Here is a 17,456-nt window from a genome sequence, read left to right as displayed (position 1 = left end):
AACTAACAACATCAAAAGTGTATACGATATCAGGCTAATTGCAATCCGGACATATTTTTTACCTGTCATATTTAAGCGGATTGCATGATATCAGAGATTGTTTCGTAGACTTCAAGCCAGGCAGCTTCTACCTCCTCGTTCCAATTCTCCTTAAGTTCTTCTTTGAGCGAGTATAAGAGGGCAGCGGCGGCCATGTGATAATGTTCTGATTTTACGCCATAGCTTATATGTCTCCTTCCCATGTTTCTGACCAATGGTGCGAGGACATCGAGTGTATTCAGTCCTCTCACCACCGTGGCCAGCATTTCGATCATTTTTCTCCCCTGATCTTTCATGTCACCTTTGAACAAAGGCCTTAGTTCCGGGCTTATTTCAAACAATTTGTTATAAAAACTTCTGGCTGCCTCATCAGCTTTGGGCTCTACCATCCAGAATGTAGCACGGACCAGTCGTTTGTGATAAGGGGTAATGGAAAGCGTATTAGTCATCGTTATAAAATTTTAGTGATGAAAATTCAGGGTATCGGCATCTCCGATACCCCGATGTAAGCATTTTCTCATATTAAAATTGTATGACAAATCTATTGGCCTCTTGATTCGATTACTATGACTGATGGCAACGGGACGTGTTTTTTATAGCAGAAACAAACCTGTCAATTGACAGATTTCAAGAAAGGAATCGGGTGCTCAAGTAAAGTTTAGACATAAAAAAAACCGGCTTTTGCCAGTTCAGCTGAGGCTTCTTGTTGATAAAACCCCTTTCGCGACGATCTACTTTTACTTGGTCATCCCCGCTGTGTCTTTGGTAGCTGCACGATTGCAACTATTTTCTAATACAAAGAACGCAACTTTTGTTATCAAGGTTATGATGAGAATGTTAAGTCTGAGTTAAATATTTAACCTCCTGATCATGAATCACGTAATATGGACTCTGCCAAACCAATACTCATGATTCCAATCAACATATTTACCACCGTGCTAATGGCCGGGTTCTTACACGGCATCATTCTTGTCATCGCCTTACAAAGGGTAAAGAAAGCCAATAAAAGAGCTAATAAATTTCTTAGTTTGATGATCGGGCTCATCTCCCTGGCACTCATATGTAGATTATCCTACGAACCCCAAATCTTACAAATTAGTATGAAACTCGGCATGCTGCCTGACTTCATTCTCTTTTTGTTTGGCCCACTACTGCTGCTATACATCAAAAACCTGCTAGCTAAGTCAGGTGAGCTTACAAAAATAAATTGGTGGCATTTTACCCCAGCTGCCATCCACTTTCTTTATATGCTTGGGATTCTATTGATGGACAGAGAGCGGCATCTGGAAATGATACTTTCCGGACAATTCTATCTACCCATTCATATTGTACTGATCCTGTCTCTGACCCATAATGTTATTTATTGGTTTGCCTGTCTGAAAGTACTGAACGCTTATCAAAAAGAAAGTAAAAATGATGTCTCCTATGAGCCACAGCTGAAGTATCTCTATACACTGTTGTCTCTAACCGGTCTTTGCCTGGTCGTTTGGTTGATAAGTGAATCGCTGACTATTGGTGGATTTGGGCGACCAGATTTCAAGACTTATGGATACGTCTGGATTTCTCTCACGTTTATCATTTATGCCCTAGGGTTCTTCGCCATGAATCAGCCCGAGCTTTTCAAAGTTTCCCTAAGTACGGAAAAATATCAAAATTCCAGATTGTCAGAATCAAAAATAAAAGATGAGGCAAATCGGCTCAATGATATCATGCTTGCCGAACAGCTATACAAAAATCCAAAACTCTCGCGCCAGGATCTTGAACAGGAAACTAATATGAATGCTGCTGATTTATCCCGGGTTATCAATCAGGGATTTGGCAAAAACTTCTTTGATTTTGTCAACAGCTACCGCATTGAGGAATTTACTCGTCTTGTGCACTCTGGAGAATATCAAAATTATACGCTTTTGGCTATAGCCAACGAGGCCGGCTTCAATTCAAAAACAACTTTCAATACGGCATTCAAAAAACTGACTGGAAAAACGCCAAAAAGTTTTCTCGAGGAAACTACCACAAAAGCGGTTGCCAACTAGGTTTTATCAGCAACTGCGTTCGGCTTCATAAAGTCGAACCTTATATCACCAACTTTTGTCATCCTTTCATTTCTCAGCGCGTTGAGGTGGTTTCTTAATTTATAACAAAACTTTAAATCATGAAACAGTTTAAAAACCTTGTACTCGCCGGAACCCTACTACTAGTCAGTATTTCCTGCTCAGCCAAAAACGGCGAAGATGACGGTTCAAAAGTCAGTGACTTTTCTACCAAGACAGCCGAAATCTGGAGAGCCCAAAAGGGCTACGCCCTGAGCCTTATTGATCAAATGCCAGAGAGTAAGCTAGGCTTTTCTCCTGCTGATTCCACACGTAGCTTTGCTCAGTTGTTTAAACACATCGGAACTTCATCGCTCATTTTGAAAACAGTATTCTCTCAGGAGCCATTACCGCCCATCTTTCCAAAACTTGGAGAAGCAGAAGCCATCCCGATGGATAAATCAGAACTGAAAGCATATGTAAGTTCAAAGTACGATGAGGCCATTGCTACTTTTGAAAATCTGACCGATAAGCAATTGGACCAAACTTATACTTTTGACTTCTTTCCTGGTCAACCACCGGTGAAAGACTTTAGAGAAGTAATCACCGCATTAGGTGCTCATATTGTCCACCATCGTGGCCAGGCAACCATCTATTTAAGAATGAATGGTATCAAACCTGTACAATACACACATTACTGGTAGAGTAGTGATTGTTAGTTTACAAAGGCATCCCTGTGGATGCCTTTTTTGTTTTTGTAAAATTCCCTATGGCATTGATCCAACTTTCCCAAACATTAGCTAAGAAAATCGGAAGGTATCAATAGAATTTATTTTTAGGTCGAGTGGGTGCTACCTGTCAGATAGCTGTATACCTAGATAAGCGCAGTCAAACTACGCCTATATCTATATCAACTAAAATAAATTTAACATGAAAAAATCATTACAGATTTTAATGTTGCTGGTCATGCCATTTTTGGTTCATGCACAGCAAATCAGTGGAACCATTTCTGACAAGAATGGTCCGGTCATTGGAGCTACCGTAAGTATCTCCAGTAGCAATGGTACCATTACCAACGTGAATGGTAACTATGAGCTAAAAGTACCTGCCGGTACGCACGAAGTATCCGTCAGTTTCGTGGGTTATGTTACCAAAAAGGTTTCTACAACAGTGGCAGCAGGTGAAAAAAAATCACTCAATGTGACTATTGAAGAAAATGTGGAGCTTCTTAATGAATTAGTAGTAGTAGGAACAAGAAGTAGACCAAGATCCTCCATTGACACAGCGGTGCCAGTCGATATTCTGGACGCTAAAGACTTGACAAGTACAGGTCAAAATAGCTTTGACAAGGCATTGACCTATCGGGTACCTTCGTTCAACTCTGTTCAGACTCCGGTAAACGATGCGACAGCTCTTCTCGATCCATACGAAATCAGAAACATGGGACCTAGCCGTACCTTGATTTTGGTCAACGGTAAAAGAAAAAACCTGAGTGCCTTATTGTATACTCAAACTTCTCCGGGTAGAGGGGAAAGTGGAGCGGATATTTCAGCTATTCCTCAAGATGCAATCGAACGTGTAGAAATCTTAAGAGATGGTGCATCCGCTCAGTATGGGTCTGATGCGATCGCTGGTGTAATGAACATCATCCTAAAAGATGACGCAGACTATGGTTCTGTAACTATGAGAGCCGGTATCACAGGTGAAGGAGACGGTGAGTCAGTTGGGATTAGTCTAAACAATGGCAGTAGCCTTGGAGATGGTGGTTTCATCAACTATACAGTTGACTTCTCCAAAACAGAATTGGCCAATCGTCCTGGTACGGTGAGTGCCGTCGGCGAAGCGGGTGATTTCGGTGCTCCAATAGCTGAAGTAGAAGAATTCTTGTCCAGACATCCGGATGCCGGAAATATTAACGGATCGCCAGCAACTACCGCAGCCAAGTTCTTGGTGAATGGCGGGTTTAAAATCAATGGAAATACGGAAGGGTATTTCAATGGTGCCTATGTTTATAAAAACGTAAACAGTTATGCTAACTACAGAACGCCATACTGGAGAACAGTAGCAAGCATGCCTTACCTCGCTGATTTCTTCCCAGGCAACCACCCAACAAATGCAGGTGGCTATGATGGATATGTACCTACATTCGATGGGTTGCTCAACGACTACAATGGTACGCTTGGGTTTAAATCTGAAAAGAACGGCTGGTTATATGATGGAAGTTTTACAGTAGGAGGAAACACTCAGACCTATACGGTAAGAAATTCTCATAACAGAAACTTCGTTTACTCTCCATCTACCTGGCTTGATGCCAACACCAATGGAGCGGTAGATGCTGGAGAGCTTACAGAAGGTTCTTTATTATACAGAGAAAATAGCCCAATTAGTTTTGACCCGGGAGGAACAAGATTTTCTCACATCGTTGGTAACATAGACGTGTCGAAAGAAATTTCTTCCAATTTGGGAATGGCCTTTGGTGCGGAATTCAGAAATGAAACTTTTACTGTAATAGAAGGAGAGCTTGCTTCTTATGATGGTGGTGGAGCGGATTCATTCGCTGGAAACACACCTGAGAACTCAGGGAAATTCAACCGATACAATATTGGTGGATACTTTGATTTGGCTTGGGATGTAACTGATGATTTCTTAATCAACGGTACTGCTCGTTTAGAAAACTATAGTGACTTTGGCCAGGCATTTGTTTGGAAATTGAGTTCAAGGTATAAATTGATGGATGATAAAATGACGGTCAGAGCCTCAGCATCTACAGGATTCAGAGCACCTACCTTGCATCAAATTTATACCCAAAAAGCACAGTACAGCTTTATTCCAGGATCCGGAATCCAGGTGGGTGGACTAGTTAGTAATGTATCTCCTCAAGCGAAGTTTTTAGGAATTCCTCAATTAGACGCTGAAGAGTCATTCAACTTTACCATTGGCTTAGGTATGAGACCAAGTGAGAACTTTAATATCACGGTTGACTACTATGACATTGCTGTGAAAGACAGAATCATTTTGAGTAATGAAATTGGCGGTACTACTTCTGGAACTACTGCTTTGGATCAAGTACTTAGCGCTAATAACCTAAGTGATGTGAGTTTCTTCGTGAACGCATTGGATACCAAAACTGCAGGTATTGACTTTGTGGCCAACTACAAAGATTTAGGTGTAGGTAATGGTACTTTAGGCTTCTCTCTTTCTGGTAACTATACCATCAAAAATGAAAGAGATGGCAATGTGAAGAACCCGGCGTTAGTTGCTGGAGCTGGTCAGTCCGTTGTAGACGATACACAGGAATCATTGTTCTTTACTTCAAGACCTAAAACAAAGTGGATTTTGGGTGTAAACTATGAGATAGGCAAATTCAGATTGTCTCTGAACAATACTTACTTCGGAAAAACAGAGTTTACTCAGCAGGGCCTAGCCACACATACGGTTACAACACCGGATTTTTCTACGGCAGATCCTTATACCGTGCATGATATAGGTACCGAGTTCAAAGCTAAAATTGTAACTGATTTGGGAATCAATTTTGCCGCTTCTGACAAAGTGAATCTTTCATTCAATGTCAACAACCTATTCAACGTATTACCAGAGTGGGGTTTTGTGGCCTTGACTCCTGAGGGTGCAGCTATTCTAAGCGACCCTACTCAAGTTGAGTCTCAGTCAAACCTGATTACTTTCAACCAAAGATATTCTCAAATGACCTACGATGGCTATCACTTTAGTCAGCTGGGGTCATTGTATAATATGACTATAAACGTCAGATTTTAAGAACCGAGTAAAGTTGAGTAATTAGTTAGTAGAGCGAGGCCATGTATGTGGCCTCGCTTTTTTCCTAATCACATTCAACTTTTCTAAAGTTTAAGGCTTTAGAAAAGTTATTGATAAAACATTATCTCAATTTCCTTTCCCAGAAATTGGCCTCTCGATTGGCATCGATTCTGGATTTGTTCTTTTTGATTAGGTCACTGATCTCTCCTTGTGAAGTGAAATGGTATTGGCCACAATCTCTACACTCATATACATTGATCGGTCCGCTATTGTCATTATGATAGTGCCGAGTCCGGTGTTCAATCAAGGCCTCCTCTGCCAGCTCTTTGGTATCATAGCAGATTTTGTTTGTGACGCACTTCATCCGTTTATTTGACTTATAAAGTCTCCTCTAGCCAACGAAAAAACTCACGCTGCCATACAATTCCGTTTTGAGCAGACAATACCCAGTGGTTTTCATTGGGCAAGAAAACCAACCGGCTCTTAATGCCTTGCAGCTGTGCGGCCTGGTAAGCTTCTAGCCCCTGCCCGATCGGTACTCGATAATCTTTACCTCCCTGCACAATCATGATGGGAGTATCCCAGTTTTGTACGTAGTCTATTGGATTGAACTGCGAGTACGATTTTTGTGCCGCGACGTTTTCCTTATCCCAATAAGCTCCACCAATATCCCAATTGACGAAAAACATTTCTTCAGTAGTACCATACATACTTCGCCAATTGAAAATACCATCATGAGAGATAAAAGTCTTAAATCGTTTGTTGTGCATTCCTGCCAAATAGAAAACAGAATATCCGCCATAGCTGGCCCCAACAGCTCCAAGTCTAGTCTCATCTGCGAAGGGCTCTTTTGCCAATGCATCAATAGCAGATAAATAATCCTGCATGTTTTGCCCGCCATAATCCTTACTGATCTGAGCATTCCATTCTACACCATGGCCGGGCATGCCCCTACGATTTGGGGCCACCACGATATAACCCTGAGCAGCCATCACCTGAAAATTCCACCTATACGAATAAAATTGTGACAACGCCCCTTGTGGACCTCCCTGACAATAAAGTAGGGTTGGATATTTTTTGGTTGCGTCAAAGTTTGGAGGATAAATGACCCAGGTCACCATCTGCTTATTGTCGGTGGTGGTTATCATTCTTTTTTCAATTTTACTTAGATCTATCGACTGATAGATACTGTCATTCACATGTGTCAATTGAGACATGCTGCCATCCGACAGGTCAACCGTAAATAATTCAGCTGCATGATTCATGTCTGTCCTTGATACCACTAATGTTTTACCATTTTGACCTACGATACCGGTCACATCAAACGGGCCTTTGGTAACTTGTTTTACTATGGGCTCTTTCTTCGACTTACCCGGATAGTTCACAGCAAACAGGTGTTTCTCTCCTCCAGATGCTGCAATAAAGTAGATCTGCTTGCCATCTTCTGACCATTTAAATTCATCTACGGTTCCGTCCCAGTTTTCGGTCAGATTCTTTTTGCCGTAGCGATCCATGATAATTAAATCCTTCTTGTCCGCCTCGTATCCATCGGTCGACATACTGAGCCAGGCTAGAATTCCGTACCTTGAGTAGGCCGGGCTATTGTCATAGCCCATGATCCCCTTAGTCAAATTTGTAGTGGTCAGTGTATTGAGGTCGTAGGAGAAGATGTCGGTATTCGTGCTGGTAGCATATGCCGCGCCAGCCTTTGCTTTGGTTACATATAAAATCCTTTTTCCCTTTGGACTCCAGGTGTAATCTGTCTCATCACCGAATGGTTTGGTAGGACTGTGAAAGGTCTTGTTTTTCATAATGTCAATCTCCCCTGAGCCATCTACTTTGGTCATGAAAACATGGTTGAAGCTACCGTCTGACCAGGTGTCCCAATGCCTATACATCAGATCATTGTATATCTGGACTTCTGACTTGTCCATATCCGGATAATAGTCTTTTCCATAAGTACTATGAATCTTTACAGGCTTATGCGAAAGTTTGTACTCCCCATTCGGTGAAAGGCTCGGGTCCGCCACAATTTTATAGGGATCATCAATTTTCGTTGCCTTGCCTCCTTCCAGGGGAATAGAAAAGTATGAGGTGCTACTTTCATTAGATGCTGCATCATATTTGGTGACACCGTATACGACTGACTTGCCATCCATAGATACACCGACTCCAGCTACTCTTCCCAAACTCCAGAGTAATTCCGGGGTCATTACGTTTTGACTAAAAGCTGATTTTACAAAAAAGAAAAGGCAGATTACTGCTACAGTTTTTTTCATGATATTCCTTGGGTTTTGCCGGCAATTTACAAAATAGAATATCAATTGGGGGTGGGAGCTTTAAAATTTGTCATAAGATAGAATGTCGCTTCGCGGTATGTTTATTTGATGTTCGAAACGAATTAGTATGATGAAGTCCACTTTCTGGTTAGTAGCAATTTCCGTATCCTTTTCTCTGAGCTTTACCGACCCAAGCAAAATGGCCGTGGACCAGAAAGTAAAGCAAGTTTTCGAAGTTGCAAGAAACATTGAATCACTCAAGTATGAGTTGATCCGCTCAGAGCGTATCGATGGGGCATACGTGGAAAACCACTTTTCTATTAAAATGCACCGTCGACCTTACAAAATCTATCTCAAAGAGCTTTCTCCTAATACTGGAGTAGAAGTCTTATACCCACATCCAATGGATGAGAAAAAGGCCCTGGTAAATCCAAATGGTTTTCCCTGGGTCAATTTAAAACTCGATCCTAATGGAGAATTGATGCGAAAAGACCAGCATCACACAATTTTGGAAGGTGGTTATGATTATGTAGTCTCTGTAATGGAATACCTGTTTTACAAACATAAAGATGGAATTTCTGATCTTTTGCAGGATCATGGAAGAGGAAAACTAAACGGTGTATCGTGCGAGATTATATCTATGATCAATCCCGGTTTTGGCTATTCAAATCACATAGTAAAGAAAGGAGAGAGCATCTCCAGTATAGCACTAAAAAACAGGCTTAGTGAATACATGATCTATGAAAAAAATAGTGACCTTGGGATATTTGGTCAGATTAAAGAAGGAGATGTAATCAAACTTCCTTCAGACTACGCAGCCAAAATGGTACTGTATATAGATCAGGACAGACAAATTCCGTTAAAGCTCGAAATCTATGACGAGCTCGGTCTGTTCGAAAAATATGAGTTTAGAAATGTAGAGATTAATCCGGCGCTAGGCGAAGAAGAGTTTTCGCACGGATTTACAGCTTACGGTTTCTAGTTGAACTTAATGGGCTATCTCCCTAAAACTAAAAAACTTTCCAGTCTGCTATTTGCTGAATAAAGCTTCCAAGTACGCGAGGCTCCATTATCACACTAAATACCAAACCAAAAACCGCACCTATCAAATGAGCGTCGTGGTTGACATTGTCCGAAAGTTGTTTGCCCTTGGTATAAGAGTAGATCAAGTAAAGAGCTCCGAGAATAAAACCGGGAATCGGAATGGCTGCAAATAAATAAATATATTCGGTTGGGAAAAACAGGATGCTACAAAACACCACTGCTGCTACGCCCCCAGAGGCTCCCAACGAATTGTAATGCGGATGATCCTTATGTTTGATCAGCGAGGGTAAATCTGAAATGACAATGCCGAGGAGATAAAATGCTACAAAATAAATTCCTCCCAGGTCCCCTTTGAGTGCACCGAATATTTGCTCGACTAGTCGTCCGAAAAAATAAAAGGTAAACATATTGAATGCCAGATGCGACCAGTTGGAGTGAATAAAGCCTGAAGTAAGTACGCGATACCACTGTCGGCCTTGAAGAATTGCCACCGGATTCATGGTGAGTTTGTATTGCAGGCTGGGATTTTGAAAGCCCATATAACTCACAATTACATTGGCAATAATGATAACTACTGTCCAGGACATGTTTTACTTCGTTTCTGTTGCTAAGGTTTTTTTTGCAATATCTGCTAAATACTTTTATGATTTGAATTTAGGCCGATTTTCTGCCGGATAACCTCACTATTTGACAATATTTTATGAGGGATAGTGCACGTATTCTTGTCTTCTAGGAAACACAATACGATGACTAAATCTATAAAACTCTTAATGTTGGCAACCACATATTTACTATGTGGTAATGCCAAAGGACAAGACGAAACTCCTGCAAAAAGTGCCGTGGAGTTTGGTCTCCAGCACAGCATCAATTTTACCCATATGCTGGGTGATGGAGGGCCAATTGTTTACAGCAATCGGGTAGAAAATTATGAACTTTTAAGAAGTCGGCTAACCTTTGATTTGGGCATGTTCGCTATCATTCATATTTCGGACCACTTTGCTATTCAGCCGGAAGCCGTGTACACCTATATGGGTGGGCATTTCCAGAAAAGGACCACTTATCTGCACGACTTGGGTGCTTTTGAAGGCACGGAAAACGAATCTTTTGCTTCTGATTATTTGAAATTTGCCTTATCTACAAATATCAAGTTCAACGAAAGAATCTTTTTTCAATTCGGGGGCTACGGCTCTTCCCTGCTCTCTGCTGAGAAATTTTACCCTTGGTGGGAAGCAGATATAGACAGTGACAACACAAGAACCAGCCTGTCGGGAATCAGAAAATTTGATGCCGGCGTTTTGGGTGGGTTTGGTATGAGCACAAAAGTTGTAAACATTACTTTCAGATATAACTACGGATTGCTAGACGTATTTGAAAAAGGGGAACTGGGAGATCTGAATCTAAGCCATGGTGTATTCCAGTTTGTCCTGCAATGGAAATTATACTCAGACCTTAAATAAGACCTAATTATGAAAAACGCACTATATATATTCTTGGCCCTTTTTCTATTCTCTTGCGATGCTGGCGATTTTTTCAACATCCCAACAGAGGTAGGAAATGGCAGTTATGATTACGATTCGTCTTCCGTTTATTATGACGATCGGGGAGATCAATCTGAACGTGGTACCAACAGCGGCACATTCGATATACTTGATTTGGGTAGTGAATCGACCTTAACCATTTATCCCAGGCTAGGCTGGTCTTATCAACTTACCATAGACAACAAACAAGACCACACGCTTACCGATGGATCCATGGTAACTTCCTTTCGCATTCAGAGAAGTTCTCAATATATCTCGAATTCCTTTAGCTCTGGCGATGACGAATTCAGAGTTGATGGTACGACTAACATTTCGTTGGTGGACTCCGATGGCTCTGCTATTGGCACATTTGACGGGCTTATTCGGGACAATGGCGAAATAAATTTAGAATTCGAATCGGTCAATATTCGAAGTGGCGAATACGTAATCACCACATTGGATGGTTATCCGGAAAACTAATACTTAATGATCTCGGGCGATTAAGGCCTCTGTAAATTGTTTCAGCGGTTTCAAATTGTATGACCCTTCCTCAAGGGCTTTGAGTTGCTCAAAGCCTTTTTCGAAGTGGTCATTCATGGCCTTTTCGGCAATGGTTTCAATATTAAGATCCTTGTAAATCTCCTTCATTTTTCTGACTTTGACGTCCGGGTCAATAGCTTTATCAGCCATCAGATTGTGCAAATCCAGTTTCTGCTTGCCTTCGGCAAGCTCTATTGCTTTGATCAAGAGCAAGGTCTTTTTATTGGCGATAATGTCACCACCTACCTGCTTACCAAATTTCTGAGCATCTCCATACACATCCAGGAGATCATCTTTCAGCTGAAACCCGATGCCAATATTGACACCAAAATCCCGTACGTGTGCAGCCTCTTCTTTGCTCATTCCACCCAACAACCCTCCAAGTTCAAGGCTAAAGCCTAAGAGCACAGCTGTTTTCAACCGAATCATCTCCAGATAGTCCCCCTCACTTACTGAATATTTCTCTTCAAAATTCATGTCGAGTTGCTGGCCTTCACATACTTCTATGGCGCACCGATTGAAAAGTCTGAGTAAGTATTTGAAATCATCGTACTCGGCTTTCATCAGCAGGTCATACGCCATCACCATGAGTACATCGCCGGAAAGAATAGCGATATCCTTATTCCATTTCTTATAGACGGTGGGTTGGCCTCTTCTCAAGGGAGCCTCATCCATAATGTCATCATGGATGAGCGTAAAATTGTGAAACAGTTCGATGGCCAAAGCCGGTTCAATAATCTTTTCCCAATCCTTCGCGCAACACTGATAGGCCATAATAGCCAAAATAGGTCGCATCCTTTTGCCTCCAAGGCTGAGCGTGTAGTGAATGGGCTGGTATAGCTCCTTCGGCTCCTTTTCTAAATCTAATTCTAATAGTCTTTCTGTCAGTTTATCCTGAAAGACTTTAATTTCATCAGTCATTGTCTACGAATTCCAAATCTATCGTTCTGCGATCGATGTCTGTGTCCACCACCATCACCGTCACTTGATCACCCAAAGTAAACATCCTTTTGTTTCGTTTGCCAATCATGCAAAAGTTCTTTTCATCAAACTCATAAAAGTCATCCGTCATAGTCGAAGTTCGGATCATGCCTTCGCACTTGGTTTCTGTGATTTCTACGAAGATGCCCCATTCCGTCACGCCGGAAATAATACCCTCGAACGGCCGCTTTTCAGCCATCTGCATAAACTCAACTTGCTTGAATTTGATGGACGCTCTTTCGGCATCAGCAGCTCTTTTTTCACGCTCCGAAGAATGGCGACAAAGTTCATTGTAAGGATCTGCATCAGGTGACTTGGCGCCATCCAGATAATGCTGCAGTAATCGATGCACCATCACATCTGGATATCTTCTAATCGGAGAGGTGAAATGCGTATAATGTGGAAAAGCCAATCCAAAGTGACCTTTGGGTTCGGTGGTATACACGGCCTTCGACATAGTACGGATGGCTAATGATTCGAGCACGTTCTGCTCCGGCTTACCATGAATGTCATCCATGAGCGTATTGAGGGTATTAGAAATATTTTCTTGCCCTACTTTTAACCTATGACCGAATTTGGCCGCGAACTTGGCAAAAGTGTTCAGCTTCTCAGGATCAGGGTCATCGTGCGTCCTGTACACAAATGTGTCTGCCCCTTTGTGCTTGTTGAAAATGAATTCAGCGACTTTTTTATTGGCCAGTAGCATGAATTCCTCCACCAGCTTGTGTGCATCTTTTCTTTCTTTTGGAAAGAGCCCTATGGGTTTGCCGTCTTCATCCAGTTTAAACTTGACCTCCACGGTTTCAAAGCCAATCGCTCCTTTTTGGAAACGTACGGCTTTCAATTTTTGCGCCAAGTCATTCAGCAAATTGATTTCTTCCTGGAAATCGCCTGTTCCGTTTTCTATTCTTTCCTGCGCCTCCTCGTAGGTAAAACGTCTATCTGAAAAGGTAACTGTTCGGCCAAACCATTGGCTTTTGATTTCCGCCTTTGGCGTAATTTCGAACATCGCTGAGAATGTTAGTTTCTCTTCTTTTGGTCGCAGAGAACAAACCCCATTCGATAATTTCTCCGGCAGCATAGGGATGGTCCGGTCTACGAGGTAAACCGACGTTGCTCGACTGATGGCTTCATCATCCAGAATACTGTCTGATTGCACGTAGTGCGAAACATCGGCGATATGCACACCGATTTCATAGTTACCATTTTTCAGATATTCCACTGAGATGGCATCATCAAAATCTTTGGCGTCTTCCGGGTCAATCGTAAATGTGGTGACGTTTCTTAAATCCTTTCTTTTCTTGATCTCTTCTTTAGAAATCTCTGTTGGGATTTTTTGAGCCACTGATTCTACATTCTTTGGAAATCGAAATGGTAGGCCAAATTCTGCCATGATCGAATGAATCTCTGCTTCGTTTTCACCAGCTTGTCCCAGCACTTCGGTCACCTGTCCTATAGGACTTTTTGCTTTCCCTCCGTGCCATTCCTTTATTTTAACTAATACCTTATCATTGGTTTTGGCCTTGCCGATTTTTTCAGGGTAGACAAAAATGTCTACATACATTTTACGATTATCGGGCACAATGAATGCATACTTTGGGCCTATGTCAATTTTACCAACAAACTCTGTGCGGCCTCTGGAGATGATTTGAGTGACCATTCCTTCGGGACGGCTACCGTGTCTGCCTCCTTTTTTGATGCGGACAGCTACTCTGTCGCCATCAACCGCATTTTTTAAATCATCTGTTTTTACCCAGATGTCTTCTTCCTGCCCTTCGCAGACCACATACGCAAATCTACGATTGACATGATCAACCACGCCTTCAAGGCCTGAAGAGGTGGCTACTTTTCTTGATCTGAAGGAGCCATTTCGCATTTGCTCTATGCTGCCTTCTTGTTCTAAGTCAAGTACAAAATTGAGACCTTCTTTTTTGGCCAGTTTGTCTCTAAGACCAGCTTTGCTAAAAATTTGCTTGACGGTGAATGCTTCACCGGGACTTTCATCGAATAGGTCTGCTACTTGTCTGCGTACTGAATCTATATTAATTACTTTTTTGGTGCGGTTGATTTTCCGCCTGTTGTCTTTTTTCTTTTTCGCCATGTATGGGAATATAATAAGATGTGATTGGAGTCTGATGCAATCCTGACAAAGATACTTGAGAAGGGTGAAATTCTACTTGATCAGAAATTATCTTCTGATTACTTATTTCGTGAATGCTTTGATCGCGTTGCTTATAGACCAGGATTGGACTGACTCGATTTGAATAATAATTTTTACAAAGGTAGGCATTTAATTTTTAGTGCTACCAATTGCTGTAACGGGGTAAGGTAGTTTTGGGTTTTTTTGAAGGGGGTATAAGGTTCAGACTTAAGTCTTTGTCCAAACTGATTTAATATTTTTTGAATTATCGGTTCCAGTTCATCTGAGATTACTACGCAATGGCAATGCCATTCATCGCCCAGATATGCCACGTGCCTCCGGGCTTTATTAATGACTACAATCTAGCTGATTTGTACTGTACTTTCAAGCGACTATCTGGAGGCATGTACCATATCATTGATTGACGATAGTATTTTCCTTTTCTAAACCTGCTCTATTCTTTCTCTTATTTCCTTCAATCTCAGTGCATTCTGATAAAACAAAGGCAGGTTAATCACATTTTCCATATACTGGAATACATACATGATCAGCGAAAAAAGCACGCCATACTGTACTATTCCATCACTTCCGGAGATTATAATGGAAGCAATCAGAAATGAAACCAATACGATCCATGAGATGGAAAAATTTACAGCTTCCAGATCAGATAATTTGATGTTCCATTGCATCATCTTCTTCAGGTGAAGTGACAGCTCTTCGTTATTGTTTTTGGATATGACATCGACCTGTTTCTCAAATTCGTCATTTGATGATTTGTTTAATCGAATCGTTTTTTTACTGCTTATCCAATAAATCTGAAAAATGATTAGTACAACAAATAAGCTACTATAGAACACATTCAAATTGAGCATAGCTATGATAATGATTACACCAAACAGCCCGATGATGTTGCTTATTAATTCGGGCAAAGAATTCTCAAGGAATTCGACCAGTTCCCTGGTCATGCTTAGGCGAGCAGATTTTACTGAGGGACGATTATTTTCTATCATAGAAATAGCCGTCGAACCCATACTTTGAAAAAGTTTGGCATAGAATCTGGAATCAAAAACCCGCCTTCCAACCCCTATGATGAGAGCGGCCAGACCAAGAAGCCCTAATTGAATAGCACCATTATAACTTCCTTTGATGGCGCCATCAATGGCATAACCAATGAAAAGCGGAAATAAGAGGGCAAGAAATGCTTCTGTTATGATTAGAAACAGGGTGAAACCAAATTTCAGTTTGTGTTTTTTTATAAGAGTTTTGAACCCCATCCCTTATTCTAATTTTTTGGTGTCCAGCCTGGGTGCTTCACTAAATAATTCCAGGCTTCTTTCAAGTTTTTGGACTTGCGTAAATCCTTGAAAATATTCATATATTCAATCAAATGCACTTTGATTGGATTTATGGTTCGGATGGGCTTTGTCAATCCATAGGTTGGGGTATGCTTTTCTTCCTGAAAGGTGCCAAACATACGATCCCAAACAGAGAATAAAGCCCCAAAGTTTTTGTCGAGATACATCTTGTCCGATCCGTGATGTACACGATGTTGTGATGGCGTCATGAAAACCAATTCGAACCAACCCAGCTTGCCTATGATTTCTGTGTGGAGCCAGAACTGGTACATCAGCACCAAAAAGAAACAAAGCAACACGATATATGGATGAAAGCCAATGAGAATCAAAGGCAGATAGAACACCCATGTGATGAGGCTGTCTATAAATGAGACCCGCATGGCTGTGGTGTAATTGTAGATAGGTGAGCTGTGGTGAATGCTGTGATACGACCACAAGATCCTGGCCTTGTGCTCAATGACGTGCTCCCAATAGTAGATGAAATCTACAAGGACAAGGCAAAGCACGGTGGTCCAGGCGTTTAATGGGATTTGCCATGGAATGAACTCACCGACCAAGAGGAATGCACCTGCAAATATCAGAGTGCTGGTTTTCTCCATGAGTTGGGCAACGATAAAAACAGAAAAACTGGCCCACATCTCGCCTAACCTCCATTTGTTGATTTTCTTTTTGTACAATTCGTAAAAGAACTCCACAATGGCCAATACAACTGAGAATCCTATGATTATATAGATCATCAGTCCTATGTTTTCTTCTATGCTTATTACTACTTCACTCATGTTTGTTGCTTTATTTTAAGAAATAGATTAGACACCAATATTTTGAGGTCTGTAGCAAAACTAGAAGAGGGAGAAGTAGCTTATGTGTCCGTTTTGGACAATTTACTTTACCGGGATGTAGACTTCAGTGAGCAGCTCACTTTCAGGGAGTTTTTCATCAAAGTTGGGATAGAATTCCAGTAAGGACAAGTCTACAAGTTCTAAGCCAACATCCAGCATCCAAAACGCATAAATTTCTTGATAAAAATCTATGCAACTCTCATGGGAGCACTGGTGAGTAAACTTGGCATATTTCTGCCTTTTGTGTGAATTGATCCGAAACAAGCCTTCTGGTTCAATGCCCAATGGTTCCTCTAAAATGAGGGCCTGGTTGTAACGAGAATTAATGTGGTCACTGATTTCAGCATCATCGATAATCTCAGTCATGAAAATGGACTGGTTCGATAGCAGTTGCTGCTCTGTTGCATAGTTCACCAATTGTCCCCATGTATGGTCGATGGAAGCAAAATCTTTGTAATCTCCACGGTACTCAAGAAATATGAATTCGAAATCTGGCAGATATTCTATTTCAAATTGAAGCCTTTGTCTTTCTGTACCTTCCGCTGGAAGTAAAGATTGTTGAATCATTTCTCGCATGGCTTCACCGCTCTTGCGAAAAGAAGAGGGAGAACAGCCATACTTATTTTTGAATGCCTTGTTGAAGGCGGCTCTTTCCTCAAAACCAATCTCATAGGCGATTTCTGCAACCCCCATGTCGGAATACTTGAGATACTGTGCGGCTTTTTCTAAGCGGAGGCGTTTGATGTACTTGCCAATGGTTTGATGGTGAATCGCCTCAAATATTCTATTGATATTTCGGTAAGAATAATGACATACTTCTTCTACTTTCTGAATGTTGATGTCTTCTTTAAGATGGTTATCAATAAAGGAAAGCAACTTTTTATATCGTGCTATTTGAGGATTCTGCCGGGTCATTTT

At 41.4% G+C, this 17,456-nt stretch carries 15 protein-coding genes; 6 read left to right on the top strand and 9 right to left on the bottom strand.

Going from position 1 to position 17,456, the window contains the following annotated elements:
- Nucleotides 1-71 precede the first annotated feature (71 nt).
- Complete coding sequence (locus ABJD64_RS18215) at nucleotides 72-488, bottom strand: globin family protein (RefSeq protein WP_348180825.1); 417 nt, start codon at nucleotides 486-488, stop codon at nucleotides 72-74.
- Nucleotides 489-947: 459 nt separating this feature from the next.
- On the opposite strand from ABJD64_RS18215, the gene ABJD64_RS18210 reads away from it, so the two are divergent.
- The 3 genes from ABJD64_RS18210 to ABJD64_RS18200 all read left to right on the top strand — a co-directional run bounded on the left by ABJD64_RS18210 (nucleotide 948) and on the right by ABJD64_RS18200 (nucleotide 5,843).
- Nucleotides 948-2,072 carry a helix-turn-helix domain-containing protein gene (locus ABJD64_RS18210; protein ID WP_348180826.1) on the top strand — a complete coding sequence of 375 codons (1,125 nt, stop codon included), beginning with the start codon at nucleotides 948-950 and terminating at the stop codon, nucleotides 2,070-2,072.
- Nucleotides 2,073-2,191: 119 nt separating this feature from the next.
- Nucleotides 2,192-2,773: a DinB family protein gene (locus ABJD64_RS18205; RefSeq protein WP_348180827.1), complete on the top strand. Its 582-nt coding sequence runs from the start codon at nucleotides 2,192-2,194 to the stop codon at nucleotides 2,771-2,773.
- Nucleotides 2,774-2,999: 226 nt separating this feature from the next.
- Nucleotides 3,000-5,843 (top strand): TonB-dependent receptor, encoded by a 2,844-nt coding sequence (locus ABJD64_RS18200; protein WP_348180828.1) that lies wholly within the window; start codon nucleotides 3,000-3,002, stop codon nucleotides 5,841-5,843.
- A 121-nt stretch (nucleotides 5,844-5,964) separates the two neighbouring features.
- On the opposite strand, the gene ABJD64_RS18195 is transcribed toward ABJD64_RS18200, so the two are convergent.
- Entirely contained in the window at nucleotides 5,965-6,207 is a 243-nt protein-coding gene (locus tag ABJD64_RS18195) for a hypothetical protein (RefSeq protein ID WP_348180829.1), read from the bottom strand.
- 13 nt (nucleotides 6,208-6,220) lie between these two features.
- Complete coding sequence (locus ABJD64_RS18190; protein ID WP_348180830.1) at nucleotides 6,221-8,122, bottom strand: alpha/beta fold hydrolase; 1,902 nt, start codon at nucleotides 8,120-8,122, stop codon at nucleotides 6,221-6,223.
- Nucleotides 8,123-8,249: 127 nt separating this feature from the next.
- Between ABJD64_RS18190 and ABJD64_RS18185 the strand changes: the two genes are divergently transcribed.
- Nucleotides 8,250-9,104, top strand: coding sequence for a DUF1571 domain-containing protein (locus tag ABJD64_RS18185; RefSeq protein WP_348180831.1), 855 nt, complete (start codon nucleotides 8,250-8,252; stop codon nucleotides 9,102-9,104).
- Nucleotides 9,105-9,132: 28 nt separating this feature from the next.
- Here the strand turns inward: ABJD64_RS18185 and ABJD64_RS18180 are convergent, their stop codons facing one another.
- Complete coding sequence (locus ABJD64_RS18180) at nucleotides 9,133-9,753, bottom strand: rhomboid family intramembrane serine protease (protein ID WP_348180832.1); 621 nt, start codon at nucleotides 9,751-9,753, stop codon at nucleotides 9,133-9,135.
- Nucleotides 9,754-9,936: 183 nt separating this feature from the next.
- Between ABJD64_RS18180 and ABJD64_RS18175 the strand changes: the two genes are divergently transcribed.
- Entirely contained in the window at nucleotides 9,937-10,623 is a 687-nt protein-coding gene (locus ABJD64_RS18175; RefSeq protein ID WP_348180833.1) for a porin family protein, read from the top strand.
- A 9-nt stretch (nucleotides 10,624-10,632) separates the two neighbouring features.
- Nucleotides 10,633-11,163 carry a hypothetical protein gene (locus ABJD64_RS18170; RefSeq protein ID WP_348180834.1) on the top strand — a complete coding sequence of 177 codons (531 nt, stop codon included), beginning with the start codon at nucleotides 10,633-10,635 and terminating at the stop codon, nucleotides 11,161-11,163.
- A gap of 3 nt (nucleotides 11,164-11,166) precedes the next feature.
- On the opposite strand, the gene ABJD64_RS18165 is transcribed toward ABJD64_RS18170, so the two are convergent.
- The 5 genes from ABJD64_RS18165 to ABJD64_RS18145 all read right to left on the bottom strand — a co-directional run bounded on the left by ABJD64_RS18165 (nucleotide 11,167) and on the right by ABJD64_RS18145 (nucleotide 17,453).
- The gene (locus ABJD64_RS18165) at nucleotides 11,167-12,144 is read right to left on the bottom strand and encodes a polyprenyl synthetase family protein (RefSeq protein WP_348180835.1); all 978 of its coding nucleotides are present in this window, start codon (nucleotides 12,142-12,144) and stop codon (nucleotides 11,167-11,169) included.
- Nucleotides 12,137-14,305: a ribonuclease R gene (gene rnr / locus ABJD64_RS18160; RefSeq protein WP_348180836.1), complete on the bottom strand. Its 2,169-nt coding sequence runs from the start codon at nucleotides 14,303-14,305 to the stop codon at nucleotides 12,137-12,139. The genes ABJD64_RS18165 and rnr overlap by 8 nt, the downstream gene beginning before the upstream one ends.
- Before the next feature lie 482 nt (nucleotides 14,306-14,787).
- Nucleotides 14,788-15,618: an ABC transporter six-transmembrane domain-containing protein gene (locus tag ABJD64_RS18155; protein WP_348180837.1), complete on the bottom strand. Its 831-nt coding sequence runs from the start codon at nucleotides 15,616-15,618 to the stop codon at nucleotides 14,788-14,790.
- Nucleotides 15,619-15,626: 8 nt separating this feature from the next.
- On the bottom strand, nucleotides 15,627-16,478 hold the full coding sequence (locus tag ABJD64_RS18150) for a sterol desaturase family protein (RefSeq protein WP_348180838.1): 852 nt from the start codon (nucleotides 16,476-16,478) through the stop codon (nucleotides 15,627-15,629).
- Between the two features lie 102 nt (nucleotides 16,479-16,580).
- Nucleotides 16,581-17,453, bottom strand: coding sequence for an AraC family transcriptional regulator (locus ABJD64_RS18145; protein WP_348180839.1), 873 nt, complete (start codon nucleotides 17,451-17,453; stop codon nucleotides 16,581-16,583).
- Nucleotides 17,454-17,456 lie beyond the last annotated feature (3 nt).

This window comes from Reichenbachiella sp., from assembly GCF_039944555.1.
Lineage (GTDB): Bacteria > Bacteroidota > Bacteroidia > Cytophagales > Cyclobacteriaceae > Reichenbachiella.
Note: the sequence above shows the minus strand (reverse complement) of the source record. Positions and strands in the feature narration are given on the sequence as shown.